Annotated in this window: 23 protein-coding genes; 11 read left to right on the forward strand and 12 right to left on the reverse strand. The window is 57.9% G+C overall.

All coding sequences use genetic code 11. The features are described 5' to 3' along the window. Nucleotides 1–54: 54 nt before the first annotated feature. Nucleotides 55–1143: a DUF6542 domain-containing protein gene (locus tag NQ014_RS04350; RefSeq protein WP_257073983.1), complete on the reverse strand. Its 1089-nt coding sequence runs from the start codon at nucleotides 1141–1143 to the stop codon at nucleotides 55–57. Nucleotides 1144–1289: 146 nt separating this feature from the next. After that, complete coding sequence (locus NQ014_RS04355; protein WP_257073902.1) at nucleotides 1290–2840, reverse strand: AI-2E family transporter; 1551 nt, start codon at nucleotides 2838–2840, stop codon at nucleotides 1290–1292. 94 nt (nucleotides 2841–2934) lie between these two features. Between NQ014_RS04355 and ychF the strand changes: the two genes are divergently transcribed. The 4 genes from ychF (at nucleotide 2935) to NQ014_RS04375 (ending at nucleotide 5616) form a co-directional block, all read left to right on the forward strand. Then, complete coding sequence (ychF, locus tag NQ014_RS04360; RefSeq protein WP_038629114.1) at nucleotides 2935–4014, forward strand: redox-regulated ATPase YchF; 1080 nt, start codon at nucleotides 2935–2937, stop codon at nucleotides 4012–4014. Between the two features lie 38 nt (nucleotides 4015–4052). Further along, a complete protein-coding gene (locus NQ014_RS04365) occupies nucleotides 4053–4271 on the forward strand; it encodes a putative quinol monooxygenase (RefSeq protein ID WP_257073904.1) in 219 nt (72 codons plus the stop codon). Between the two features lie 155 nt (nucleotides 4272–4426). Further along, entirely contained in the window at nucleotides 4427–4846 is a 420-nt protein-coding gene (locus tag NQ014_RS04370; RefSeq protein ID WP_257073906.1) for a VOC family protein, read from the forward strand. Nucleotides 4847–5121: 275 nt separating this feature from the next. After that, nucleotides 5122–5616 carry a 2'-5' RNA ligase family protein gene (locus tag NQ014_RS04375; protein WP_257073907.1) on the forward strand — a complete coding sequence of 165 codons (495 nt, stop codon included), beginning with the start codon at nucleotides 5122–5124 and terminating at the stop codon, nucleotides 5614–5616. A 98-nt stretch (nucleotides 5617–5714) separates the two neighbouring features. Here the strand turns inward: NQ014_RS04375 and NQ014_RS04380 are convergent, their stop codons facing one another. From NQ014_RS04380 to NQ014_RS04400, 5 genes are all read right to left on the reverse strand, one after another. Beyond that, nucleotides 5715–6599: a hypothetical protein gene (locus NQ014_RS04380; RefSeq protein WP_257073908.1), complete on the reverse strand. Its 885-nt coding sequence runs from the start codon at nucleotides 6597–6599 to the stop codon at nucleotides 5715–5717. Nucleotides 6600–6745: 146 nt separating this feature from the next. Continuing rightward, nucleotides 6746–7987, reverse strand: a complete 1242-nt coding sequence (locus NQ014_RS04385) for an MFS transporter (protein ID WP_373467705.1) — start codon at nucleotides 7985–7987, stop codon at nucleotides 6746–6748. Nucleotides 7988–8038: 51 nt separating this feature from the next. After that, nucleotides 8039–8563: a CBS domain-containing protein gene (locus NQ014_RS04390; protein WP_257073910.1), complete on the reverse strand. Its 525-nt coding sequence runs from the start codon at nucleotides 8561–8563 to the stop codon at nucleotides 8039–8041. Between the two features lie 295 nt (nucleotides 8564–8858). Beyond that, entirely contained in the window at nucleotides 8859–9731 is an 873-nt protein-coding gene (locus tag NQ014_RS04395; protein WP_257073911.1) for a patatin family protein, read from the reverse strand. A gap of 98 nt (nucleotides 9732–9829) precedes the next feature. Beyond that, nucleotides 9830–11080, reverse strand: a complete 1251-nt coding sequence (locus NQ014_RS04400; protein ID WP_257073912.1) for a glutaminase — start codon at nucleotides 11078–11080, stop codon at nucleotides 9830–9832. Nucleotides 11081–11232: 152 nt separating this feature from the next. On the opposite strand from NQ014_RS04400, the gene NQ014_RS04405 reads away from it, so the two are divergent. Together NQ014_RS04405 and NQ014_RS04410 are read left to right on the forward strand one after the other, a co-directional pair. Further along, nucleotides 11233–12666, forward strand: coding sequence for a GuaB1 family IMP dehydrogenase-related protein (locus NQ014_RS04405; protein WP_257073913.1), 1434 nt, complete (start codon nucleotides 11233–11235; stop codon nucleotides 12664–12666). A gap of 167 nt (nucleotides 12667–12833) precedes the next feature. Continuing rightward, the gene (locus NQ014_RS04410) at nucleotides 12834–13283 is read left to right on the forward strand and encodes a YchJ family protein (protein ID WP_257073914.1); all 450 of its coding nucleotides are present in this window, start codon (nucleotides 12834–12836) and stop codon (nucleotides 13281–13283) included. Nucleotides 13284–13295: 12 nt separating this feature from the next. Here NQ014_RS04410 and NQ014_RS04415 read toward each other — a convergent pair whose 3' ends face one another. Beyond that, nucleotides 13296–14273 (reverse strand): DUF808 domain-containing protein, encoded by a 978-nt coding sequence (locus tag NQ014_RS04415; protein WP_257073915.1) that lies wholly within the window; start codon nucleotides 14271–14273, stop codon nucleotides 13296–13298. Between the two features lie 171 nt (nucleotides 14274–14444). Here NQ014_RS04415 and NQ014_RS04420 point away from each other — a divergent pair, with 171 nt between their 5' ends. Further along, complete coding sequence (locus NQ014_RS04420; protein WP_257073917.1) at nucleotides 14445–15152, forward strand: isochorismatase family protein; 708 nt, start codon at nucleotides 14445–14447, stop codon at nucleotides 15150–15152. Nucleotides 15153–15214: 62 nt separating this feature from the next. Here the strand turns inward: NQ014_RS04420 and NQ014_RS04425 are convergent, their stop codons facing one another. Beyond that, complete coding sequence (locus NQ014_RS04425) at nucleotides 15215–15769, reverse strand: gamma carbonic anhydrase family protein (RefSeq protein WP_005510604.1); 555 nt, start codon at nucleotides 15767–15769, stop codon at nucleotides 15215–15217. Nucleotides 15770–15875: 106 nt separating this feature from the next. Here NQ014_RS04425 and NQ014_RS04430 point away from each other — a divergent pair, with 106 nt between their 5' ends. From NQ014_RS04430 to NQ014_RS04445, 4 genes are all read left to right on the forward strand, one after another. Further along, nucleotides 15876–16199 (forward strand): putative quinol monooxygenase, encoded by a 324-nt coding sequence (locus NQ014_RS04430; protein ID WP_257073918.1) that lies wholly within the window; start codon nucleotides 15876–15878, stop codon nucleotides 16197–16199. Next, nucleotides 16199–16816 (forward strand): hypothetical protein, encoded by a 618-nt coding sequence (locus tag NQ014_RS04435; RefSeq protein ID WP_257073919.1) that lies wholly within the window; start codon nucleotides 16199–16201, stop codon nucleotides 16814–16816. The genes NQ014_RS04430 and NQ014_RS04435 overlap by 1 nt, the downstream gene beginning before the upstream one ends. A gap of 185 nt (nucleotides 16817–17001) precedes the next feature. Further along, nucleotides 17002–17868 (forward strand): 3-hydroxybutyryl-CoA dehydrogenase, encoded by an 867-nt coding sequence (locus NQ014_RS04440; protein ID WP_016423138.1) that lies wholly within the window; start codon nucleotides 17002–17004, stop codon nucleotides 17866–17868. Nucleotides 17869–18148: 280 nt separating this feature from the next. Further along, nucleotides 18149–19507, forward strand: coding sequence for a phosphatase PAP2 family protein (locus NQ014_RS04445; RefSeq protein ID WP_257073920.1), 1359 nt, complete (start codon nucleotides 18149–18151; stop codon nucleotides 19505–19507). An 8-nt stretch (nucleotides 19508–19515) separates the two neighbouring features. Here the strand turns inward: NQ014_RS04445 and NQ014_RS04450 are convergent, their stop codons facing one another. From NQ014_RS04450 to NQ014_RS04460, 3 genes are all read right to left on the reverse strand, one after another. Beyond that, nucleotides 19516–20667: a MalY/PatB family protein gene (locus tag NQ014_RS04450; RefSeq protein ID WP_257073921.1), complete on the reverse strand. Its 1152-nt coding sequence runs from the start codon at nucleotides 20665–20667 to the stop codon at nucleotides 19516–19518. A gap of 97 nt (nucleotides 20668–20764) precedes the next feature. Continuing rightward, the gene (locus NQ014_RS04455; RefSeq protein WP_257073923.1) at nucleotides 20765–22348 is read right to left on the reverse strand and encodes a glycerol-3-phosphate dehydrogenase/oxidase; all 1584 of its coding nucleotides are present in this window, start codon (nucleotides 22346–22348) and stop codon (nucleotides 20765–20767) included. A gap of 622 nt (nucleotides 22349–22970) precedes the next feature. After that, nucleotides 22971–24665, reverse strand: coding sequence for an FAD-binding oxidoreductase (locus tag NQ014_RS04460; RefSeq protein ID WP_257073924.1), 1695 nt, complete (start codon nucleotides 24663–24665; stop codon nucleotides 22971–22973). Nucleotides 24666–24770: the final 105 nt, after the last annotated feature.

The raw sequence follows: 24770 nt of genomic DNA on the forward strand, positions 1-24770 counted from the left end.
CCACAGGCTAAATCTGCCTGTGGGCAACTGTGACGGTAAAAGTGCAAGCCCGAGCTACTTGCGGTAACGAGACCTGGTATCGCGCCCGGTTATGCGCTCCTGGCGAGGGCGCTGCTGTCGCGGTGGCCACTCCTCGGTGCGGCGGTGGTTGCTCCCCGGGCGTGCGGGGCTCTGTTGAGACTTTTCGGACCGAGACTCCGGCGAAGACTGTTCTCCCCACATCCGTGCCGTTCCTGCCGCTTGACGACGGGGAAACTCCTGCGTTGGCCGCTGCGGTGCGTTTGGCCGTTCAATCGGACGACGAGGCTGCTGTCTGGTCGAGTTTGACGAAGTGGAATCCTGAGTGAACTGCGCCTGTCCCGGATGCGGGCGAGACTGCCAACGGGATGTTGGCTGCTGGGCCCGCTGTGCGAAATTCGAGCGCTGCTGGGCGCGCTCCCCAGAGCGGTCAACTGGTCGCTCACGCAGTTGCTCGGCGTTGCGCGATGCCGAGCTGGCGCTCGCTGCCGGTCGGGCACCAGAACGAGAAGTCTCCTGCCGGGAGCGTGCAGCCTGCTGGCGCGCCTGGCGGCGAGCTTCGGCATCTCGGATAATGTCCGCAGCGGGACGTCGTGAAGCAGGGCGTTCCTGAGAGCGAGAAGCTACGCGGCGATCAGATTCGGCGAGACGACGGCGCACCTGAGAGCTGGATTCGACAGCGGCTTCGTCACGGTGCTGGCGCTGTTTAGCGGCCTTGCGCTGGGTGTTGAGGGATTTCTCCTGGGTGCGGGTGATTTCGAGGTAACGCCATACTGCGATGATGACACAGATGATCATCAAGATCAGCAGCCACGGGAACTGCTGGATGATGGGATATGCCGAGGTCACCAGGCGAGCGCGTTTAGAGGTCGTCGCGGTCGCGCCACCATTTTCGGGATCGGCGAAAGAACCGGTAAACCACGCTGTGAAAAAGGTGACAAGCGCGAACAAAATGGGGATTTGAGCGACGGTAACTACCAGACCGCGAGGAACCACCAACAGTGTTCCGGCCACGGCTGCCACGGCAAAAGCAATGAAGTAGGGCTTGCCAAGCGAACCGTTGGGAACAGAAAAGAGCAAACCAATAACGCCGGCCAGAAGCATCAGCAACGGCGGCACAAACATTGGCACGCGTGGAAGCAGAGGTTTGTTCCCACTGCCTTTACGGGTTATTGCTGATCTGTTCGACACGAATGCGTATCCTACCGGTTATTAGTGATAAAAACGGGCAAGCCCGGTATAAGAGCCTGCCCGTGTCTTGGAATCTCGCCCTACTTGTTTTTCTTAGAGAAAGGCCCGGAGACGACTTCAGTGACCTTGTGGAAGGCCTTGGTCATCGTTCCCTCTTCCTGCTTGGTCGGACCAGCATCGGGGGAAACCTTACCGGCGGTTCGAGCATCTGCCTTCACAGCGCTCTCTGCGGAACTGTCGGAGTCATCACTGCCCAGGCGGAACGAAGCCAGTCGGTCGCGCATCGCACGGCCGGCAGCTTCAATCTGGATGCCGGAGATTGATCCGGCATCCGTAGCGAACTCAATGTCCTTTGCGGTCTTGTCGCCCGTACGCAAATCCGTGAGGTCGCCGAGGTAGCGGAACCAGACCGCGACGACTGCAGTGACCGGCACCGCCAGGAAGGCGCCGATGATGCCGAAGATACCGCCACCGAGTAGGACAACCAGCAGGACGATTGCGGCGTGCAGGTCCATAGCCTTGGACTGCAGAATCGGGGAGAGAATATTGCCCTCAATCTGCTGGACGGCAATGATGATGAGCAAGACAAAGATTGCTGTGGTCAGGCCGTTGGCAACAAGTGCGACAACCACCGCAATGAAGCCGGCGGTGAACGCACCGACAATAGGAATGAAGCCAGCGAAGAAAGTCACCACGGCCAGAACCATTGCCAGCGGCACGTTCAAAATCGCAAGACCGGCACCGATGAAGACTGCGTCGATAAGCGAAACGATAGCTTGCGTGCGGATGTAACCCGACAGCGTGTTCCAGGAGCGGGTGAGAACCTCTGTGAGGTGCCAGCCGAGGCGACGTCCGGTCAGGCGGCGGAGCCAGGGCAGGAAGTCCTGGCCGTCCTTGATGAAGAAGAATGTCAGCACCAGCATGGCCATCATGGTCACGGCGACCGATGAGACCACTGAAATTCCCTGGAAGACCGTGTTGGCGATATCGCCGGAGCGCTCCTGGAGCCATTGGGAACCCTGGTCCAGAGCGTCGAGGATTTGTTCATCCTTGACGTTAAATGGCGGGGCCTGAATGATGTTCTGGACTTCTTGAATGCCATCTGTGAACTGGCGACGCAATTCGGGGAACTGCGACTGCACAGTTGGCGCGAGTAGCGCGACAACACCGCCAAACACTGCCAGCGCGCCTAGGATGACCGTCAGTGCGGAGAGTGCGCGGGGCCAGCGGTGCTTCATCAGGAACACGGCGGGCGGAGCCAGCACCGTGGAGACGATCAAAGCCAACAGAATCGGCAGAACGCCAGCCCAAATCTTTCCCAGAATCATAGCGCTGACGTACAGCGCCGCTGCGGTGATGAGGAAACGCAGGCACCAACCTGCGAACCACCGGGCGCCCTCGCCAATGACGTCGGCGCGGTCGATGGATTCGGCGTCGTTTTCGCTCATAAGCTCATCGAGGTTTTCAGCATCTTCCGGCAAATCCGGCTGCGTTGCCGCTGACTTATGGGCATCGGAGGGGATAGACAGAGACTGTTCTATACGCAGAGGCTCCGATCCCATTACGTGATCGATAGCGTCTTTTTCGGACTGCGCAGTCCACTCTTCGCCTTCATTGGGTTTATTGCTCACGTATTCATTATGGGGGTTCGGAGGGGATAGGGGGCAACTTCACGAAGTTAGGGCGAGTTCAAATCTGTCTCTCCGAGCCCGTAAGATGGGCAATGTGAGTCTTACACTTGGAATCGTCGGTCTGCCCAATGTCGGAAAGTCAACCCTGTTTAACGCCTTGACGCGCAACGATGTGCTGGCTGCGAATTATCCGTTCGCCACCATCGAGCCGAACGTCGGCGTTGTGGAGCTTCCCGATCCCCGTTTGAATAAGCTCGCCGAAATTTACGGCTCTGAGCGTATTCTTCCGGCTACAGTGTCGTTTGTGGACATCGCCGGCATCGTCAAGGGTGCATCGGAGGGCGAAGGTCTAGGTAACAAGTTCCTCGCCAACATCCGCGAGGCTGACGCGATCTGTCAGGTCGTCCGTGTCTTCAATGATGATGATGTCGTGCATGTCGACGGCAAGGTTGACCCGGCCTCTGACATCGGTGTGATTGAAACCGAGCTGATTCTGGCTGATATCCAGACTATTGAGAAGGCGCTGCCGCGTCTGGAAAAGGAAGCCAAGAAGGATAAGGAAAAGGTCGGTGAGGTTGAAGCCGTCAAGCAGGCTCTCGCTGTGCTGGAAGAGGGACGCACTCTCTTCGCAGCTTCCGATGACGTGAAGCTCTCCGCTCTGCGCGAGCTGCACTTGCTCACCGCAAAGCCGTTCCTCTACGTCTTCAACGCTGATGAGGAAGTGCTTGCCGACGAGGACCGCCGCGCGGATCTGGCCGCTGCTGTGGAACCGGCGGACTGTGTGTTCCTCGACGCCAAGGCTGAGTCGGACCTTCTGGAGCTGGATGAGGAATCCCGCAATGAGCTCCTGGCTGAAATTGGCCAGACCGAGCCGGGTCTGCATTCGCTTGCTCGCGCTGGTTTCCGCACTCTTGGTCTGCAGACTTACCTGACCGCTGGCCCGAAGGAGTCTCGCGCCTGGACCATTCCGAAGGGTGCTACGGCCCCGCAGGCTGCCGGCGTGATTCACACTGATTTCGAGCGTGGCTTCATTAAGGCTGAAATTGTGTCCTTCAATGACTTGGTTGAGGCCGGCTCAATCGCTGAAGCGAAGGCCAAGGGCAAGGTCCGCCAGGAGGGCAAGGACTACATCATGCACGACGGTGACGTGGTGGAGTTTAAGTTTAATGTTTAAGCGCCGCGTCTGACTGTTGGCGAAGGTGTTCTATGAGCATGATTGAGCTCAATGGCACCCTGATTTGCAAGGACCTCACTGATGTTTCGATCGTTGAACGGTTCCTCCAAAAACACGTAAAGCTCTCTCGTGATGAACCCGGGTGTCTGCGCTTCGAGGTCACTCAATCTGACGACCCGCTCGTATGGAATGTGTCAGAACAGTTCACTGATCAAGCATCGTTCGATTCGCACCAAGCGCGGGTTAAAGCGAGCTAGTGGGGTCAGGCAACAGCGCATATTCAACGTGACTACATCATCACAGGGCCAGTGGAGGGAAAGATCGTCGGCTACCGCTGACAAGCTCCCTCCGGCTAGTTTAAGGAGGTGCCGAAGGCTTCCCGACGGAATTGTGCCCATCTATACTGGCGCTCATGAAGACATCGCTCTATGTTTCCTTTCCAGGCAACGCCCGAGAGGCGCTCGAGTTCTACCACGAGGTCTTTGGCGGCGAACTTGACATCATCACCTACGGCGAGCAACTCGACCGCGGTGCACAGTTCCCATTCAACCCGCCGCGCGACGCGGTTGCGCACGGCACCCTGACTGGCTCGTTCACGTTTGGCGGAGGCGACGACCTGCAAAATAAGACCGATGTTCTTGACCGTGGAGTCTTCGGCTTCACCGCAGAGGTGGATTCGGTGGAAGAAGGAGAGCAACTCATCGAGAAGCTCAAGCGCGACGGCGGAAAGGTCACCATGCTGTTCGCACAGGCACCTTGGGGCGCACACTTCGGTGTCGTAGAAGATCGATTCGGGCTGGCATGGAACATCACAACTGGCGACGGAAGGTAGCCTCAGGGGAAGACCGAGCGTCTAGCGTGGAAACGGCGAATAGCATTACCGAGTTTTCAACTGCGGAACAGTTTCCGCCGCCACCTACCCAAACTTCCACTTCCATTGCGTTTCCGGTCTAAGTGCTACGCGTTTTCACCCGCCCCGGTCTGACCTCGATGGAGAGGACCGTGCGTCCGGATGAGAGTCGGCATGGGAACCTAGCCCTGGAATGTCGTGGAGCTTAGGTTCAACGTCTAGCAGTTCTAACAGATTGTTGAGGAGCTCAAAAGCGCATGGTGTCACCCGACAACATCCTGATGTACCTTCTGCCTGAGCAAGAGGCGCAAGTAAAAGAGATCTTTGCGCAACTGGCAGAGCGTGGATTCCCGCAGCAGAATCAAAAGCCCCACATCACTGTGACTTTTGCGCCGACTATGAGACCGAAGGTAGCCCAACGAGCAGCCGAGATTCTCCCACCGCTAATGCCGGCGGAATTTCGCAGAGTGGGAACGGTTATCTTCGGCACCAAGAGTAAGCAGACTGTTGCCTGGTTGCTGGAAACCAGCGACGAGCTGGAAGAGGCCTCCCGCGAAATCAGCCGTCTCAATCCTGACGGGCGTGGCTCCCGTTGGATTCCGCACCTGACCATGGGCCTGAGAATTCCACGGGATATTGTGCCGGACTACGTGCGAGCACTTGACGAAATAACGAACCCGCACTTTAAAACTCTCAACGCGCCACGAGCTGCGTTCTGGAGTCCCAAAGTGCAGGAATTAACGGAGTTTTAGGGAGACTCCAGTACTTGTGTGCTGCTGTGCCTCAGCGATTGCGTCCCGCTATTTCGCAAAAACTGTGGTTTCAGAAAACAGTAGTCTAAGAAGAAAAACTAAGCGGCGTCCATAATCTTCTTTGCCTGGGCATCGAAGACCTCCAAGGCGCGCTTCTTTGCCGCTTCCTTAGACTCTGGAGTTGCCTCTGGAATCTGCATGGGATCCGTCGTGTTTTCCATATTGCCAGCTGGTACATCCGGAGTCGGGGCGGCGGACACCATTACCATTACGCCATTGACGATGCCGACAATGTCGTAGCTGGTGGCCGTAGTATCCGTGCCAGCGGCGTTGATGTTCGCACTGGTCTCGTGTGCAGTGAATTCAGCTGGTTTGATGGAAAGATCCGGCTCCCACTTTTCCCGGTGCAGTATCATTGTGGTCGTCATGTCCATGTTATTAAACATGTCCTGCATCTCAGGAGAAATCTCCTGACCTTCCATGGAGTCTTTCAGAATGTCGGAAGCATCCATCGTAGCCGTCACGTCGGAGCACTTTTCGAGGCTGTCTTCGTACTTCTGGTACGCCTCAGGGTTCTTCAATACTGAGACGCTAACAGTGACGTTCTCTTCCTTAATGTCTGTGTAAGCGCCGGCAGCATTCTCCAATTCCTCAGTTGAGTTGGTGAAAGTGGCGCATTCGGCCGGTTCAAACTTCATTGAGTCTTCCGAAAACATCTCCATGGCATCTTTGAACCCGGTGATTTTGTTTCCGGAGAAGTCTGCCCCTTGAACTTCATTTGTGAGCAGGAGCTGATCTTCGGCTGCAGCAGGAGCTGACCCATCTGCCTTCGTCATCTTGCTGGTCGACTCTTTGTCTGCCTCGCCACCGGCATTGCTGCTTTCTTCCCCCGAGCCGCATGCGGTGAGCAGGGCGGCGCTTGTACAACCTGCGACGACGGTTGTCGCAATTTTCTTCCACATTCCAGAGCTGTGCTGCTTCATGATTCCTCATTCCATCGAGCTGAATTTCAACAACCTATGCAACCTGCCCAGACGTCCTAAGCCGTAGGCAAGCTTTTGTGAAAGAAAGAATACAAGAGCTCGCCTCGGCACGCTTCCCACAATCAAGAATTTCAGTCGCGTCTGCTTTACGACGCTCCGTCGGGCCTCACTGCAGACTGTGCAACCTTTGCCACGGGATACGTGGATACCAGCGCAATAATCGCACCGAAGACGAAAACGGGCACGAACCCGAATTTCGGTGCCGCGAAAGAAATAACAAAAGGAGCGAAGAAGCCAACATAGGTCAGCGAATAGTAGATGGCAGTGGCAGCACCCAGTTCAGCAGGTGGTGCGATAATTTGCACTTCTCGGAGGCCGGAGACCATCATCACGCCGTATGCAGCACCAAGCGCCAGGGCAGCGGGGAATACGCTCCACACGTTTTGGGTGAGTGCGACGATAAGGCTGAGCAGCATTCCGACCGTCGTTAAGCCAAGTCCGAAAATAGCTGGCGGGATAAAGCTGCTGGAACTGATGCGAGTGACCAGTGGTTGCACCAGAACACCGGTGCCCATCGTGATGCAGGCGATGAGTCCTGCGAAGGCGATGGGGTAGCGGGATTCGGCGATTGTCGGCAGGACGACGAAGGACGTGCACGCGGCACCGAAGACCCACGGTGCCCAAGCCGCGACTGCCCACAGGAATCTCGGGCTAAGGGTGGCGGAGGAGAAGAACCGTTGCGGGGCGTCGCTGTGCGCTGCGGTTGGCAGTCCTCCGGAAGCGTTCCATGTCAGTGGTGCGATACAAAGCAGCAGTGCGAGATGAACGAGGTAGGGGATGACGTCTGGGCGGGGAGCAAACTCCGCGACCAACCCGGAAGCCAGGGGACCGAGGGAGAATCCGGCGGAGAGCGCAACGGTTGCGCGCCGGGCGGAAATTTGAGGTGCGACGGGCGCAATCTCTTTGATCCACGAGGCGCCGGCGGCCATCACCATGCCCATCGAAATGCCAACGATAAGACGTCCTACCAAAAGTGATGGGAAGTGGAACCAGACGCCGGTGAGCAGGACGGCTGAGCCAACGGCAGAGGTTATGAGTGCGGGCCGGATGATGGCGCGGCGGCCGAGCCGGTCGGAAAGTGGGCCGCAGATGAGTAGCGCGGGGATGAGCCCTGCGACGTAGATGGCGAAGAGAAAGGTGACCTGGGACTGGTTGAGAGCATCGGTTATTCGATACGCGGGCAGGAGTGGAGCAAAGAGGTTGGCTCCAAACGCAACCGCGAACATACCCAGGGCTACCCGAATCCAGTCTCGTATCACGGTTTCCTCCTGGGGGCTCTCATCTGTGGGGATAGAACAGTGTGGTAACAACAATAGGCCAGCTAACAAACGCTAGCTGGCCTATTGAGTTACTCGGGTCGTCTACCCAAGTTAGTCGCCCTAGTTATTGGCGGCGCCGAAAAACGCGGTAATCGGCGAGAAGAATCCCTTGGACTTCTTTGACTTCTTAGCTGCCTTTGTCCTGCCAAGAATGCGCTCAGAGATGCGGTCGGTGAGGACACCTACCAGCTTGCCGCTGCGGACGACGGGCAGCTCGCTGAGGCGCCCGTCAATAAGCTGGCGAGCCCTGATTGCAGCTGGATCCTCGGGCTTGACGAAGACCTTCACCGGGGTGCCGACGGTGTTCATGTAAGCATCGCGGTCGGCGTACTCACGGAGTGCCTTCAGCGTAATATCGCTGGTCAGGTAGCCTTCATCGTCGACGAGAAAGACACAGGTATCGTCATCGAGACCAGCAAATTCGGCTGCGTAGGTGCTCAGTGCCTCACCGACAGTGATGTCCTCCGGCAGCGCAATGTAAGAATCCGTCATGTGCATGCTTACGGTGTCTGGCAGGAGACTGTATGGGCTGATTGACGACTTCGGCTTGAAGAAGTTGGCGATGGTGTTCTGTGTCTGTGTCATTGTGGATCCTTTTCCAGGTATCCCGGCTCCTTTGCTAGGAGGGAATTTCTGTTGATTGAAAAATTATGGCTCCCCGCCTAAGAGTGTTGGCAATGTAATGCCGTAACTAAAGGTGGCCACTTGAGATGGACCCTTGCTTCGAGAGTCTTTCGAAACTCTCGATAAAGTGCAGGGCAGTGGCCTATGTGGATATAGGAGCCTTACCTAACGAGGTTGTTCGCTACACAAAGGTTAACACAAGGTTACGTACACAGTAAAGAGGAATGAACGAAAGGCTTCCTAGAGGTGGCGGAAGTTATAAGCCCATGAACTCTCGAATTGCTGGCCATTCGGTATCGGCTTGCGCCCGGCCGAGCTCGTAGTTGTGCAGCAGCTTCGACCGCCTCCGCTCCGCCTTTGTGATGCTCATGTTATTGGCATAGAAAACATATGCTTGCCCTTTTCGTTCAAGCTCTGCAGCCCAATCGAGAGAAGCGTTGTAGCGCTCGTGTCTAGTGATAAGTAGCTCAGCCACCATCGGATTACTGCGGAAAATCTGGCGCAGTAGCTGTGGGCGCTTAGGGACGGTGCGGCGGAATCCCTTCGGGCGAGATAGAACGATGAGGAACTTCTTAAAGCCATCTGCTTCGGCGGCATCGATTGGGATGCCCCCTGATGATCCCAGTGCACCGTCGACGAACGGAACGCCATCAATATAGGGCATACGCATGACACCCGGAATCGTCGAGCTGGCGCGAGTGTATTTCATCAGCGTGGGCAAATCTGGGATATCGTCTGGCCCCCAGTTGATGGTCTCGCCCGTATCCGCTCGGACAGCAGAGATCCGATAAGGAGTTGGATTGTTCTTAAAAGTCTCGTAATCCAGGGGCATGGCGCCGTCGGGAAGCCCCGCGTCTTCATAGATGTACTCGGCATCGAAATAGCCGCGTCCGCGCAACATTGGGCGCCAGCCGCTGCTGGCCGGCTGTGCAATGAAGTCAGTGAAGCTATTTATAGAGCGCTGGATATCCCGGGAAAGGTAATTGACTACGTGAGAGGCACCGGCGCTTACCCCACCGACCCAGCCGACATCGATGTCCTCGCGAAGTAGCCGCTCGACGAAAGGTGCTGTGTAACTATTGCGAGTCCCTCCACCCTCGAAGACTAATGCTACATCGCTGACCTGCATTTACATCCCTCCGGTTCTTCTCGCGCTGCTGTCTTTCGGGCGTTACGATCGTTCAAGACTACCCGAACGTCACCATATTGGATTTCGGTTAGCGTAGTTTACGGCGCATCTTGGAGGATGACCGGCAGCAGCCCCTCGCCCATATCTGGGTTCGGCAGTACGCCCTCCGGGTCGTAGAACAAGATCTCCTTGCCCTCGTGGCTCAGACGTCGCATCGCTTCCAGAATCAACGTGCGCCCCACCGGGTTGACAACGCCAACGCGGCTGACGTCGAAGACAACTTCGCTTTCCGACGGTGTGGAAGTAGCCAGCCTGTTGAGAATAATCTCTGCCGCAGTGAAGTTGACGGGGCCCTGAATCTCGATGATCGAGCGGCCATTGCTGACGCGCGTACCGCGCAGCGCACGCGAACCAATCGCATCGGCATCCATGAGATGAAGACCCAAATCTTCGGAGAGCTTCCGGAAAATGGCAATGCTGCGGACGCTATTGCCGTGGTCATTCAATCGCGGCGAAAAGGCTGCGAGTCCCGCCTGTCCAGGCAGCGCGCCCAGCAAGCCGCCGGCGACACCGCTCTTGGCGGGAATCCCGACCTCGGTAAACCATTCACCGGCCTCGTCATACATGCCGGCAATAGCCATCACGGACAAGACTCTGCGAACAACCGCGCGGCCGAGCACAGTCTGATTGGTGACCGGGTTAACGCCGCCGTTGGCCAACACTGCGGTCATCATGGCGACATCGCGGGTGTTGACCAGCACGGAGCACTGTGCGGTGTAGCCGCGGACAGCATCGTGGGGCGTGGTTTCGATGAAGCCGTAAGCTGCCAGCATATGTGCGATGGACATGTTTCGATGGGCAGTGTCCATTTCGCTTTCATAGGCGTCGTAGTCAACGCGGAGCTTGCGGCCAGCCAAAGTTGATAGAAGCTCCACCATGTGCGTCGTGCGAGCCTTCCAGTTGGCACCTGGCTGGCATACGAACTGGTTGATGGCCAGTGCGCCGACATTAATCATCGGATTCTTTGGTCGGTGCGTGCCCTGCTCCAGCGACAGCTCGTTGAATGCCTCACCGGAAGGTTCAGTGCCCACGATGCTGTCGATTTTGTCTGTGCCGTGCTCGGTGAGGGCTGCGGCATAAGTGAAGGGCTTGGACATCGACTGAATGGTGAATTCAGCATCGGTGTCGCCCGCGGTGTAGGTGCGACCTGACACGGTGGTCATGGCAAGTGCCAGGCGGTCGGGATTAGCTTGGGCAAGGGTGGGAATATAGTCCGCTACCTCGCCAGACTCATCGGGGCGGACGGATTCGACGATTTCGGACAGGTAATCTCTGATCGGCGTTTTCATCAGATTTTGCTAAGCATCTTTTCTGGGTTGAAAAATCCCGGTTGAGTCAGTGGAGTCCCGTTCGAACCTACACCAGGCGAGGGCGGTCACTGATACTCACCTCTGTGCACTCTCACCGTGCGCGCCGGAAAAATCGGCATATCCTGGGGTGTGTGAAATTCCTCAACAATCAGTCCGCGCCCTACGAATTGACCTACAGCGATGTCTTCATGGTGCCGTCGAAGTCATCCGTCGGCTCTCGTATGGGCGTCGATTTGTCCACTAATGATGGCACCGGCACAACCATTCCGATTGTGGTCTCCAATATGACGGCCATCTCCGGGCGCCGGATGGCCGAAACCACCGCTCGCCGAGGCGGAATTGCCATCCTGCCGCAGGACGTCCCAGCTGACATTGCCGCTGAGACCATCCGCAAGGTCAAGTCCGCTGGGCTGGTTTTCGACACTCCGATCGTCGTCAAGCCTCATCACACCGCGGGGTATGCGCGCCATCTTCTGCCGAAGCGCGCGCACGGTGCGGCAGTGGTGGTGGAAGACAACAAACCGGTTGGGCTGATTACCGGCCGTGATCTGGCGGGCGTTGACAACTTTGCGCAGGTGGGGACGCTCATGTCCACTTCGCTATTTACGCTTCCGGCCGATATTGAGCCCCGTGACGCTTTCGACCAGCTCACCGCATCCGGGCGCAAACTCGCTCCAGTGGTGGACGCCGATGGCGCGCTGGTGGGTATTCTCACGCGTAAGGGCGCGCTGCGGGCGACGCTTTACAAGCCGGCTGTCGACGCTGAGGGCAAGCTGCGCGTCGGTGCGGCGCTCGGCATCAACGGTGATGTTGAAGGGCGCGCGAAGACACTGCTCGACGCAGGTGCCGACGTGCTCGTGGTCGATACCGCGCACGGTCATCAGGAATCGATGCTCCGTGCTTTACGACGAGTCCGCGCGCTCAACCCACCTGTGCCAATTGCCGCTGGCAATGTCGTGACCGCTGATGGTGTTCGCGACCTGGCGGAGGCGGGAGCCGACATTATTAAGGTCGGCGTCGGTCCGGGTGCGATGTGCACAACCCGAATGCAGACCGGAGTTGGGCGTCCACAGTTCTCCGCCGTGCTCGAATGCGCTGCAGCCGCCCGTGAATGCGGCGTGCATGTCTGGGCTGATGGTGGAGTGAAGGACCCTCGCGATGTTGCGCTTGCGTTGGCTGCGGGTGCGTCCAACGTGATGATTGGTTCGTGGTTTGCCGGTACCTTCGAGTCCCCAGGTGATGTCCAAAAGGACGTCGACGGGCGCATGTTCAAGGAGTCGTTTGGCATGGCTTCACACCGTGCAGTGGAGAGTCGAAATGCGCAGGTAGAGGCCTTTGAGAAGGCCCGGCGTGAGATGTTTGAAGAGGGTATCTCGACTGCGAAGATCTACTTGGAGCCCGGCCGCGAAGGCGTGGAGGACCAGATCGATCGCATTATCTCGGGCGTACGTTCTTCCTTCACATACGCGGGTTCGGCCACCATCGAGCAGTTCGCTGAGCGTGCAGTGGTGGGAATTCAATCCGCTGCGGGCTTTGCGGAAGGAATGCCGAGGGCGACGCGGTAGCCGTCGTCAAGCCTCTCGGGGCTAAACCGACTAGCGGTGCCGCGGGCCAATTGGTAGGTATGTAAAGACGTTGTTAGGACGTGTTTAGTACCACGTGCGAGATTGGGGAGGGGCTGGCGATTATGGGTCGGCAGGTAAGAGAAAACAGTGCTGTAACGGAGTCCGTATTGTTAGCAGGAAACGGTGCTAGAGCAGGAAGCGGGAACGCATTTTTCGCCCGTGTCCGCGTTACTGATTCCGATTTGTGCCCGTGTGGTGGGGGACTCTACGGGCAGTGCTGTGGCCCGCTACACCGCGGTGAGCGGGAGGCGGTGACCGCAGCTGAGCTGATGGCCGCGAGGTACAGCGCTTACGCTGCCCACGAGGCGGACTACATCTGGCGGACGTGGCATCCGCGCTACCGCCCGGAAGTTATCAATGTCGATGACGGTGTGGAATGGGAAGGACTCACCATCATCAATGCTGTCGATGGTGGTGAGGACGACCGCGAAGGCATCGTGGAATTTGAAGCGGCCTTTCATGACCATGAAGGTGTCGGCACGATGCACGAGCGTTCCCGTTTTGTTCGGCGTGCGCGACGTTGGGTCTACGTCGACGGCGAGGTCACGTACTCCTAAGCGTCAGACTTGTTAGACAGAGGCCTCGGCTGCATCTTCCTGGTCAGACTTGTTGTGCTTGCCGTGGCCGAATGGCAGCACGGCGACAATCGCCACAATGATTGCACCCCAGATGGTGCCGAAAATCAGTGAGCCGGTGGTGTTGGCCAACCAGCCGAGGAAGCCGCCGGTAAACAGCTGCTCAAGGTTGTGGACCAGCTGGTAGGGGAGATGCCAGCCCAGCTCGTCGAGGCCGACCACCATGATGTGGCCACCGACCCACAACATGGCAAACGTGCCGATAATGCCGATTGTGTTCAGAACGATTGGCATGGCTTTGACCAGTGCCGTACCAAACTTGCTGATACCGGCTGACTTCTTGGACTGCAGGTGCAGGCCAATGTCATCAATTTTGACCAAGAAGCCCACTACGCCGTAGACCGCAAGCGTGATGATGAGTGCCACCACAATAAGAATCAGCGCGCGATTGAGTAGTGGTTGATCAGCGACCTCATTGAGAGAAATCACCATGATTTCCGCAGAGAGAATCAAGTCTGTGAAAATTGCAGACTTCACCAGCGAATCTTCATTTTGTGGTGTGCGATTGGTCGCCGCCTCTATCCGCTCCTGCTCAGTCTGCTCGGGAGAGAATCGATGCTTAATCTTCTCCCAGACCTTTTCCATGCCCTCAAAGCACAGGTATGAGCCACCGAGCATCAAAATCGGTGTCAGTGCCCAGGGGAGAAACTGGCTGAGCAGCAGCGCAATCGGCAGAATAATGACAATTTTATTGACCAAGGAGCCCTTGGTGATACGCCAAATAATCGGCAGCTCGCGTTTCGGCGAGACACCCTCGACGAATTTAGGCGTCACCGCAGCGTCGTCAACCACAACACCGGCGGCTTTAGCGCTAGCTTTGCCGGCCGCAGCCGCAATATCGTCTGTTGTTGCCGCTGCAGCGCGTGCAATCGTGGCAACGTCGTCAAGCAGCGCGACAAGTCCGCCTGCCATAAAAACCTCCCGTATTGGAGGACGCGACCAGGAGCCGTCGTCGTATCAAAGAATTACCGGAGCAATTTTAACCGCTTTCCCGGATTGACTCTGTGTTGTCGCTAGGGCGTCGATGTCCGGTCGATAGTTCACGTGCTCCTCTGAACGTGGGTACGTGGCAAGATATAGGCCATGAACGCTTCCTTCTCCGAAATCTACCGACAGGTCAATGCGGACAACTCGGACAACACCGGCACCGGGGCAGACACCAGCAATGACGCCCACTCCGAGGAACAACAGCGCCCGGCGCGTCCTCGCATGGCGCTGGTAGTCGTCGACGCTCAGAATGATTTTTCCGCGGGTGGCGCACTTGCCGTCGACGGTGCTGAGGCAGCGTACACCGCTACATATCTGCATGTTGCAGGCACAGCTAACAAATACTCGGTTCTTGCGACCACCCGTGACAATCACATCGACCCAGGCACGCATTTCTCTGAGACGCCAGATTTTGTCGATACCTGGCCGAAACACTGTGTTGCAGGTACCCCGGGCGCGGAAATTCACCCCGGCATGCAGCGCGCCATCGCGTTTTTTGAGCAGCTCAACCCCGGGGCTGTGCGTATCGATGTCACAAAAGGGGAGTACGCCGCCGCCTACTCCGGTTTCGAGGGAACAACGGAGGCTGGCGTTTCGCTTGCCGACGCTCTCCGCGCCTCTGAAATCGAAGAAATCGACGTGGTGGGAGTAGCGACTGACCACTGCGTCCGCGCCACAGTGCTCGATGGCCTCAAGGAGGGCTTTTCCGTTCGTGTTCTGAGCAATCAGGTCGCGGCGGTGGACCCGGAGCGCGGCAAGGCTGCACTGGCCGAAATGGCCGCGGCTGGCGCGACAGTGGTGTAGTGCTGCGACGTTGACCGTCAAACAATCCGCCTAGCCGCTTAGCTAGGCGCCGCGGCAGCCGCCTAGTTGAAAGTCACCATATCCAGGTCGACCTCGCGGAGGTGGCGGTGGTTGGACGCTGTTTCCACATAACGCCCTGCATGGGCGATGAAACCCTCTGCTTCCTCGGCGGAGAGTTCACGACGCACCTTGGCGGGAACGCCTGCAGCCAGCGACCTGGGGTCGATAATCTGATCTTCCAACACCACGGCACCTGCAGCAATGAGGCTGCCAGCGCCGATACGGGAACGCGAAAGCAGGGTGGACTTCATGCCGATGAGGCAACCATTTTCAACCGTGGTGCCGTGGACCAAGGCCATGTGTCCGACGGTGACATCATCGCCGAGAATTGTGGGCACACCTCGGTCGACATGGACTGTGGAGTTGTCCTGAATATTGGTGCGCTGGCCGATGCGGATCGGTGCGACGTCTCCTCGGAGAACAGAACCGTAGAACACGGAGCTATCCGCACCGATTTCGACATCGCCGATAATGACCGCGCCGGGCGCAATCCAGGCGCTGGAGTGAATGCGTGGGGTCTTATCTTGGTAGGTGAGAATGAGCGGAGTGTTCATCATACAAACCAATATAACTGTCACCTGAGGTCAGCGTAAGAAAAATTCTCAGCGAAACTCTATTCGTCGAAGGGTGCAATTCTGCTTGGACGCGCCTACAGTGGGCGACATGATTTTTATCGTTGTGAATTACCAAGTTAAGCCGGAGTTTGCCGACGAATGGATGGACCACGTCGCTGAGTTCACCGCTGCCACCCGCGCAGAGGCTGGCAACAAGTGGTTTGAATGGTCTCGCAGCGTAGAAGACCCCAACCAGTACATCCTCGTCGAGGCGTTCGATGATGACGCTGGTGAAGCCCACGTCAATTCCGAGCACTTCGCCAAGGGCCTGGAGGCGATGAAGCCGCTGCTCGCTGAGACCCCGAAGATTGTCTCGCAGGGACTGCCAGATAAGCAGGACTGGGATCGCATGGGCGAGCTGCAGGTCGACTAATGTCCTCAGACACCATTCGCGATAGCGCAGCCGCTTCCAGTAGCGACACCTATTCCCTGATTGGACGTGGCCTGCGTATTGGCTCCGCTGTGCTGGCCTCTGCTCTCGTCGTTGGTCTCAGTGCTTGTGGGGATAGCGATGAGGCAGCCCTGGAGAGCAACCAGAATCAGTCAAGCCAGGAGCAGAGTGCTGTTGCCTCCACCGCCGCCATTCGGGATAACTTGGCTCAGCTGGCGGCAGATACTGCGGCGCTGAAGACAGCATCGCAGACGCTAATTGCGAAGGAAACGGTCTCGGAAGAGACCCGAAAGATTGCGCAGCAGGCGGAGCCAATCTTTGCCGAAGAGGAAGCACAGCTAGTCAAGACCCTCGGCGTCGATGTCGATTCGTCTGAGACCAAGCTCGACACCGCCACCATGACTCGCCTCGAAAACGAGGAGGGGCCGCACGCAGATATGGCTTATCTGACGTTGATGGAAGGCAGCCTGGATAAGGTGCTCGGCCAGTGGGAAGAACTGGAAAAGCATGGCGGAAACGACCTGCAAGAGTTGGCACGCTCTTCTCAGCAGCAGCTGGAAGATATTCAGCAGGCGCTGGAAAAACGTATGCAGTTCTAGCCGCTGCCCAAAGCTCGTGGGGGGAAATTCAAGTAAAAAGTCCTGCAAAGCGTGCCCGGGGAACCGGGGAAGTGAGTAGCGTGTAAATAAAGCCAGTGCGCTGTGATCGTCGTCAAGCGAATGCGCACTCGGATGAAGCACAATGCTGACTAATAACCCAGAGTAGAAGGTAGGAAAACACGCCAATGGCAAATAGTATCTCGCGAGTAGGTATCGTCGGCGCCGGTCAGATGGGCTCCGGAATTATTGAGGTCTGTGCGAAGGCCGGTAGCGATGTCAAGGTCTGGGAGGCCAAGGAGGAGTTCCTTGAGTCCGGTCGCGCCCGTATTGAAAAGTCGCTGGATAAGGCCGTTTCCCGTGGCAAGCTAGAGCAGTCTGCACGTGATGAGATTCTGGGGCGTATTAGCTTCACCACCAAGCTGGAAGACTTCGCTGACCGTGAGCTGGTCATCGAGGCCATCGTGGAGAACCCGGAAGTAAAGGCCAGCGTATTCTCGCAGCTCGATGAAATTGTTGAGTCGGAAGATGCCATCCTGGCTTCCAACACCTCCTCGCTGCCGATTCAGTCTATTGCCGCAGCTACCAAGCGCCCGGAGCGCGTCATGGGTCTGCACTTCTTCAACCCGGTTCCGGTTCTGCCTCTGGTAGAGCATGTCGTTACTCTGACGACCGGTGATGTTCAGTCGGAGCGTGCGTACGAGTACGCTTCCGAGGCGCTGGGCAAGACCGTCATTCGCGCTAAGGATCGCTCGGGGTTCATTGTTAACGCCCTGCTGGTTCCGTACATCCTCGGCGCTATTCGCATGCTGCAGGACGGCATTGCTACTGCAGAAGACATCGATGCCGGCATGGTCAATGGCTGTGCGCACCCGATGGGTCCGCTGACTCTGGCCGACATGGTTGGTCTGGACACCATCAAGTTCATTGCCGATGCCATGTTCGATGAGTACAAGGAGCCGACTTACGCGGCACCTCCACTGCTCAAGCGCATGGTTGAGGCGGGTCACTTCGGCCGCAAGTCCGGCCGTGGCTTCTACGACTACTCCAAGTAGTCCACGCTTTTAGCCCCGTTTGGGGCGAGTATTGAATTCTTACCGGTTGACGGGCGTTTATCCCGCCAACCGGTTTCTTTTATGCATTTATCAGTGAAAACCCGGAGTCTGAGGGGGAAAGTTCCCACGATTGGCCCTAGCATTTTGAAAGCTTGTTTCTTTTCAACGCGCCGAAACCTCACAGTGCGCTTAACATAAGTGAAGATTTTGTCAGACCTTGGCTTATAGAGCACTTCACAACTGGTGCCTCCCACGCAGCAATCTGGAAAGGAATGCTTCAGTGTCTTCTTTGAAGCCGCACAAGCGCACTGCAACACGTACTCGCGTCGGCGCTGCTACCGCAGCAATGGCAGTTGTAATGGGGCTTACACCGGCAACGGCCGTGGCAGCTCCGGTCAACCCGTTGGCCGAGCTCGGCAACCGCCTGGACTCTGTTTCTGATCTTCCAGCTAATGTGGCCGCTCCAGAAGGCATTGAGCTGCCCGGCGGTGGCTTCGAGGTCCCGGATTCCATCTCGCTGCCATCATCTTCCGATGAAAACACCGACCCGAATGCGCCGAAGCCAACCTCGTATCGCCCGGACCAGATTGCACGCGCGTACCCGTCGGATGCCGCCACCGATAACTGGTTCTACTTCTACGTTGTGCATCCATTCGTGGAGCTGGAGAAGAGCCACCCAGAGGTTATGGACCAGAACCTCGAAACGGTCGTCCGCATTAACAACGCTGCCAAGAATGACCCGCAGGCACAGGAACTCGCTCTCGATGACGACTACCTGGATCCACTGATCAACATCTCCACTGCCTTCGGTGCAAACCTGGGCCAGCACTTCCGTGATGCTTTCGATGAGGGACGCCTGCCGAAGGTGAAGGCACTGCTGTCCGGCAACCTTGCTCGCGGTGGCGGTCTGGTCAGTTCGACCTTCTTCGAGAAGTACGTCTACGGCTACGATCGCCCGTTTGTGGTGGCACCGGAGCGCATCGAGCGCTACTACCGCGAAGGTCAGGACGACCCGTACTCGACCACCCCGTCCTACCCGTCGGGCCACACCAACAAGGCTGCATGGACTTCAACCATGCTGGCCATGATGCTGCCGGAGGTTGCACCGCAGATTCAGGCGCGTGCGTCCGAGGCCGGTCATTCTCGCCTTGTCATGGGCGTCCACTACCCGCTGGACGTCATGGGCGGCCGCATGATGGGCAACCAGGCCGCAGCTGACCGTTGGGCAGACCCAGAGTTCCGCCCACTCATCGAAGAAGCCATGGATGAGCTGCGTACGGAGCTCGAGTACCGCTGTGGCGACACCATCGCCAACTGCGTTGCCAAGGACACTCCGTACATGAGCACCGCAGCTGCCGTTCAGCAGTACACCGAACGCATGACCTACGACTTTAAGCAGGTTGGCCCGGCTAACGAGCCAGTTGTTGTACCGAAGCGTTACGCAGGTTTGCTGGAGACCCGCTTCCCGCAGCTGACTGAGGAACAGCGCAGCTCCATCCTCGCTCAGACTGCAATCCCATCCGGTTACCCGCTCGACCGCACTGACGGTGAGGGCCAGCACGTTCGCATGAACCTGGCTCGCGCTCTGGCCGCCAACGTTGTTGTCAACGCCGATGGCAGCGTCACTGTCACCAACTAAAGCGTCAACTACAAGCGCAGGGCCGCGTCAAGACGGTCCAGGGCCTCCCCGAGGATTTCCGGGGAGGTCGCAAAGTTAAGCCGCACATGCCCAACCCCGCCTTCGCCGAATGCGAAGCCGGGGTTGAGTGCTATTTTGGCGTTTTCAACCAGCCACGCAGCTGGGTCCTCACTGTCAACACCAGGCACGTCACCCAAGTCCAACCACGCCAAAAATGATGCTTGCGGTGGGGTAAAGCGAGCCTGTGGCGCAATAGTGGACAAACGTGTACGCAGAGTCTCACGGTTGGTGCGCAGGACATCGACAAAATTATCCAACCAGGGCACACCATCGCGGTAGGCGGCGGTGGCAGCGGCGACACCAAGAATAGAAGCCCCTTCGCGCACAATGAAGGGCAGCTCCAGCCAGGTTTTGGCATCTTCGTCGTTAAAGATGATTTGCGCACACTTGAGGCCGGCGGTATTCCAGCCCTTCGAGGTAGCAGTCACCGTGATAGTCACGGCCGCTGCAGTATCCGACACCGACGCGGTTGGAGTGTGAGTGCCATCTAGAACAACTGGGCCGTGAATCTCGTCTGAGATAACGCGCGCATCAAATCGTGCTGCTAAATCGGTAATCTCCCGCAGTTTTTCGGGGGAGTAGGTAAAGCCGAGAGGGTTATTCGGGTTACACAAGATCAGGCAACCGGCACCGTCGGCGAAGGCGCGTTCGAGGGCGCCGAGATCCGGGCCGTCGGCAAGCGTGGGAATGCACACGGTCTCGCGTCCCAGCGCGGGACCTACCTGGAAAAACGGCATGTAGGCGGGAGTGGGGACGACAATTGCGGAATCGGGGCGGGTGAAGCGTTCAATTGCGAGCGTGACACCGCGGACGACATCGGCGACTGCAAAGATATTGTCGGGGTTTGGGCGCCAACCGTAGCGTGCTGCAGAGAAGTCCGCGGTTGCGGTCGTAAGCGCGGTGATGTCCTGCGAGAGGTATCCGAACTGTTCGCGCTGACAGGCCTCGTCGATTGCAGCACTGACCGCAGGGCAGGTTGTGGCATCGGATTCGGCGACCCACAGTGGCAGCACGTCCGGGGAATATGCGGTCCATTTGACCGTCCTGCGGGAGCGGAGTTCATCGAGGGAGGGGAAAGTGACAGCGTTATTTACACTCATAATTCCCGTGTATACAGAAAAAGCGGGAAGTCCGAAGACTCCCCGCTTTATCCAGTAGCTACGGCCACATCAGAAGCAGCCGCGGCAACGACCAGCGCTAGGCCAGCCCCAGTGCCTCCTCAGCAGCTGGCAGGGCAGCTTCGCGATCAGCCTTGACCAGCCCCAGGCGTGTGCGGCGATCGAGAATATCGTCGACGCTGAGAGCTCCCTCGTGCGTCACATGCCAGGCGAACTCGGCGCGGGTGACATCGAGACCCTCCGCTACCGGGTCGAGCGGTCGGTCGAGCGGACAAGATTCGATGACCTCGAAGGATTCGGCACCGTAGCGGTTAAACAGCGGCATCGGGATACGTCCGGCAGCGGCAGCGGTGCGAGCGCGGTCGAGCTCCTCCGGCTCGGAGCCCAGCACAGGGATGGTGCGGGTGGAGCACGGAGCAAGCGAAACACCGAGCTTTTCTGCCACTTTGTCCACGGTTTGTTCAGCCATAAGTCGGTACTCGGTGAGCTTGCCACCAGTAATGGAAATCAGGCCGTTCGGAGCTTCCAACAAGGCGTGCTCGCGGGAGAGGTCCGCGGTGTGCGCCTCGCCGGCGTCGATGAGCGGACGCAGACCGGCGAAAGCGCCGATGACATCGTCGCGAGTGAGCGGAACCTCGAGTGCCTGGTTGATGACATCGAGCAGAAAAACGATGTCATCCTCCGGTACCTCCGGAACATCCGGGATCGGGCCCGGTGCATCCTCATCGGTCAGGCCAATGTAGACGCGGTTGTGCTCTGCGGGCAGGACAAAACAGAAACGGTTGGTGTGACCAGGAACCGGTACCGTGAGAGAGCCGGTAGGGTTGCCTAGCTTCGCGGCGTCAAGAACCAGATGCGTGCCGCGAGATGGGCGAATCTTGATGTTCGTCGCTAGGTCTGCGGCCCACACACCAGTGGCATTGACCACAGCGCGAGCCGGCAGCTCGAAGGAATCGCCAGTGAGCTCGTCGATTAGTGTGGCGCTCGTTCCAGAGGCAGTCTCGCAGCGGACCCGGGTCAGGATAGTTGCACCATAGCTAGCGGCGGTTCGAGCGATAGCGGTGACCAGACGTGCGTCGTCACGCAGCTGACCGTCGTAGTTGACGTAGCCGAATCGCACGTCGCGCTTACGGACGGTCGGCGAAAGCTGGCTGACTCGGCGGGAACTGACAGTGCGGGACAACGGCAGGGTAGTGGCGGAGGTGCCAGCGATAATGCGCAGGAAGTCACCGGCCAAAAAGCCTAAACGCGGCAAAACTCGGGTCAGCGGTGCGAACTTATCCATCACCGGCACGACCTGCGGCAGGTTATGTACCAGGTGCGGAGCGGTGACGTCGAGCAGCGCACCACGTTCAATAGCTGAGCGGCGAGCGATGCCGACATTGCCGCTGGCAAGGTAGCGCAAGCCCCCGTGGGCGAGCTTCGATGACCACCGAGAGGTGCCGAAAGCGAGGTCCTTCGATTCGACGAGAACGGTCTTCAAACCCCTCGACGCCGCATCTAAAGCGATGCCGACACCAGTGATACCGGCGCCGATGACCAGCAGATCAGGGATGTCGCCCTTAACGGTTTCCTCGCGTAGACGATTCAAGTCCGCTTGCCGACGAGCTTTGTTCAAAACCGCCGCTGAGCGATCGCGCTGAGGAGCGTGTGTGGCAGTCATAGTCTTTCTTCCTCGACTTTCCCGAAGACGGTAATAGTGATGAAACTATCTGGCGTAAGTGATGAAGTTGTGGAGTGCGTAGTGAGCGTGAACTATTTCGGGCGTACCCCATTGCAAGGCGCTTAGAAATAGACTAAGTTGTTCATTATCAACGATCGGCACGGATATTGATTCAAGAAGTCTTTCTTAGTTGCGAATCATTTCCCGGGATTACAAGGAAGGAGACACCTCGATGGCTATGCACCCAGCGTCCAACCGCTCTGAGTCCATGAACCGAGCTTTCGCTGCTATTGCACCATCACTGCAGATGTGTTGCTGCTGTCTCCAGTCCGTGCCACCCCAGACAGGTCGTAACTAGAAAAGCGCGCTTAGGCATGTAAAACGCCACGCTGTTTGCGGTCGCACGGACGAAATCGCACCGATTGAGCCGACCATCCCACTATCCGGGCATCTTTGCTTGGAATCCCAGGAAGAAGCGACAGCGACAATGACCGCAGCACTTGAATCTTTTACCCTTGACGATTACGTTTCACTGTTTATTTATGACGGCCCAACGTCGCCGGAAATCTACGCCAGCGAACTGGTCAGTCTAGCTCGCTAGCCGAAGCCGGCGGCAACAGGGTTAAATCATGTTGCCGTCGTAACGCTCTTCCAAGGAGCGCGGACCGGTAGCCAACTTGCCCGGGTTGAGGATGCCAGCCGGGTCGAGTTCGTCCTTAATTGCGCGCATGACCTTGGCGAACAACTCGGTGTTCTCCTCGTAGTACTGCGGGCTGTGATCCTGGCCAATGCCATGGTGATGCGTGATGGTGCCGCCGAAGTTCATCATGGCTTCTGATGCCGCAGTCTTGATGTCCATCCACTGCTGGAGGATCTCGCCCTCGGTCTCGCGGAAGAAGTACGTGAAGTACAGCGAGCAGCCGGATTCGTACATGTGTGAAATGTGGCAGAAGACGTACACCGGGGTGCCGTGCTTCTCGCCAGCGGCTTCCATCGCGGAGGCGATTTCGCGGCGCAGTGTAGCGGCGTTATCCCAGGTGGTGGCGGTCTCCAGGGTGTCGACTCCGACGCGGCGAGTCATCATGACATCACGCAGGTACGGCGAGGAGAAGCGGTGGTTAACCCAAGCCATGCCCGGGATGGAGCCCATGCGGACGCACTTCTTGGTCAGCAGGCGAGCGGCCAGGCGCTCACGGGTGACGCGGGCGCCGACCGGATCAGTCTGCGCGAAGCCAAAAATCACCATGCACGGGGTGTTGATGCCACGCAGCTTCAGGTACTTTGTGACCTTCTCGGACATGCTGGCAGAGCCAAGCTGAGTGAGGCCGAACAGCGTCTCCTTCTCGTCGGAGATGCGCGCTAGGTGTGGGATATTTCCGCTCTGCTCCAGCTTGCGCAGCTCCTCGGCGGCTTCCTCAAAGGAGTTGAAGAAGTAGGTGTCGAAGAGCATCTCCTTTTGCGGACGCTGATTCAGGGCAATCGTCACATGCGTGATAATGCCCAGGGTGCCTTCCGAGCCCAGGAAAAGCTCGCGCGGGTTTGGGCCGGATGCCGACGACGGCATGTCGCGGAATTCCATGGTGCCGGCTGGCGTGACGACGCGCATGCCAATCACGTTGCGGTCGATACGACCGTAACCAGAGGATTCTTGGCCTGCCGAGCGGCAGGAAACCCAACCGCCGACGGTGGAGTACTCGAAGGACTGCGGGAAGTGACCTGCGGTGAAGCCGGCCTTGGACAGCTCCTTTTCCAGGTCGGGGCCGAAAACACCGGTCTGAACGGTGACGGTGCCAGCGACCTTGTCGATGTCGATAATCTTGTTAAAGGCGGTCATGGAGACCGCGATGGCCTTACCCATGCCTCCGTCAACAGCCTCCACGCCGCCGACGACCGAGGTGCCACCACCGAAGGGGATGACTGAAATCTTGCGCTCAGCGCATACTTTGAACAGGTCCTCGATATGCTTTTCAGTTTTCGGTAGTACAACAGCATCTGGGGCGACATCGAGCTTGGCTGCGCGAAGGCGAACCAGGTCGGGGTAGGAGCGGCCGACCGCGTGATTGACGCGGGTGTCATGGTCGGTGGCGACGGCATCCTCGCCAACAATAGCGCCCAGGGCTTCGATATCCTCGGTGCTGAGGCGGCTATCGGGGATGGTGACGTCGGCGATATTGCGCGGCGGGTTGTTTGCGTCCAACGACATACCGATTTCACGCTGCAGTAGCTTCTCGCTGGCCGCGGTGATTGGCTTGTCGTTGCCGTCAACACCCCAGCCCCACCAGCGCATGCGGTACGGAATCGTGAGCTTGTTAGACATCCTGAGCTTCTCCTTAGGCATCGGTGCTGCGAGCCTGAACTGCGGAATTATATGTAACTTGCGCAGAAGCACATCTTTACATCTTTTATTATAGCGGTATTGCGT

The organism is Corynebacterium sp. 5QC2CO (assembly GCF_024580435.1).
Lineage (GTDB): Bacteria > Actinomycetota > Actinomycetes > Mycobacteriales > Mycobacteriaceae > Corynebacterium > Corynebacterium jeikeium_D.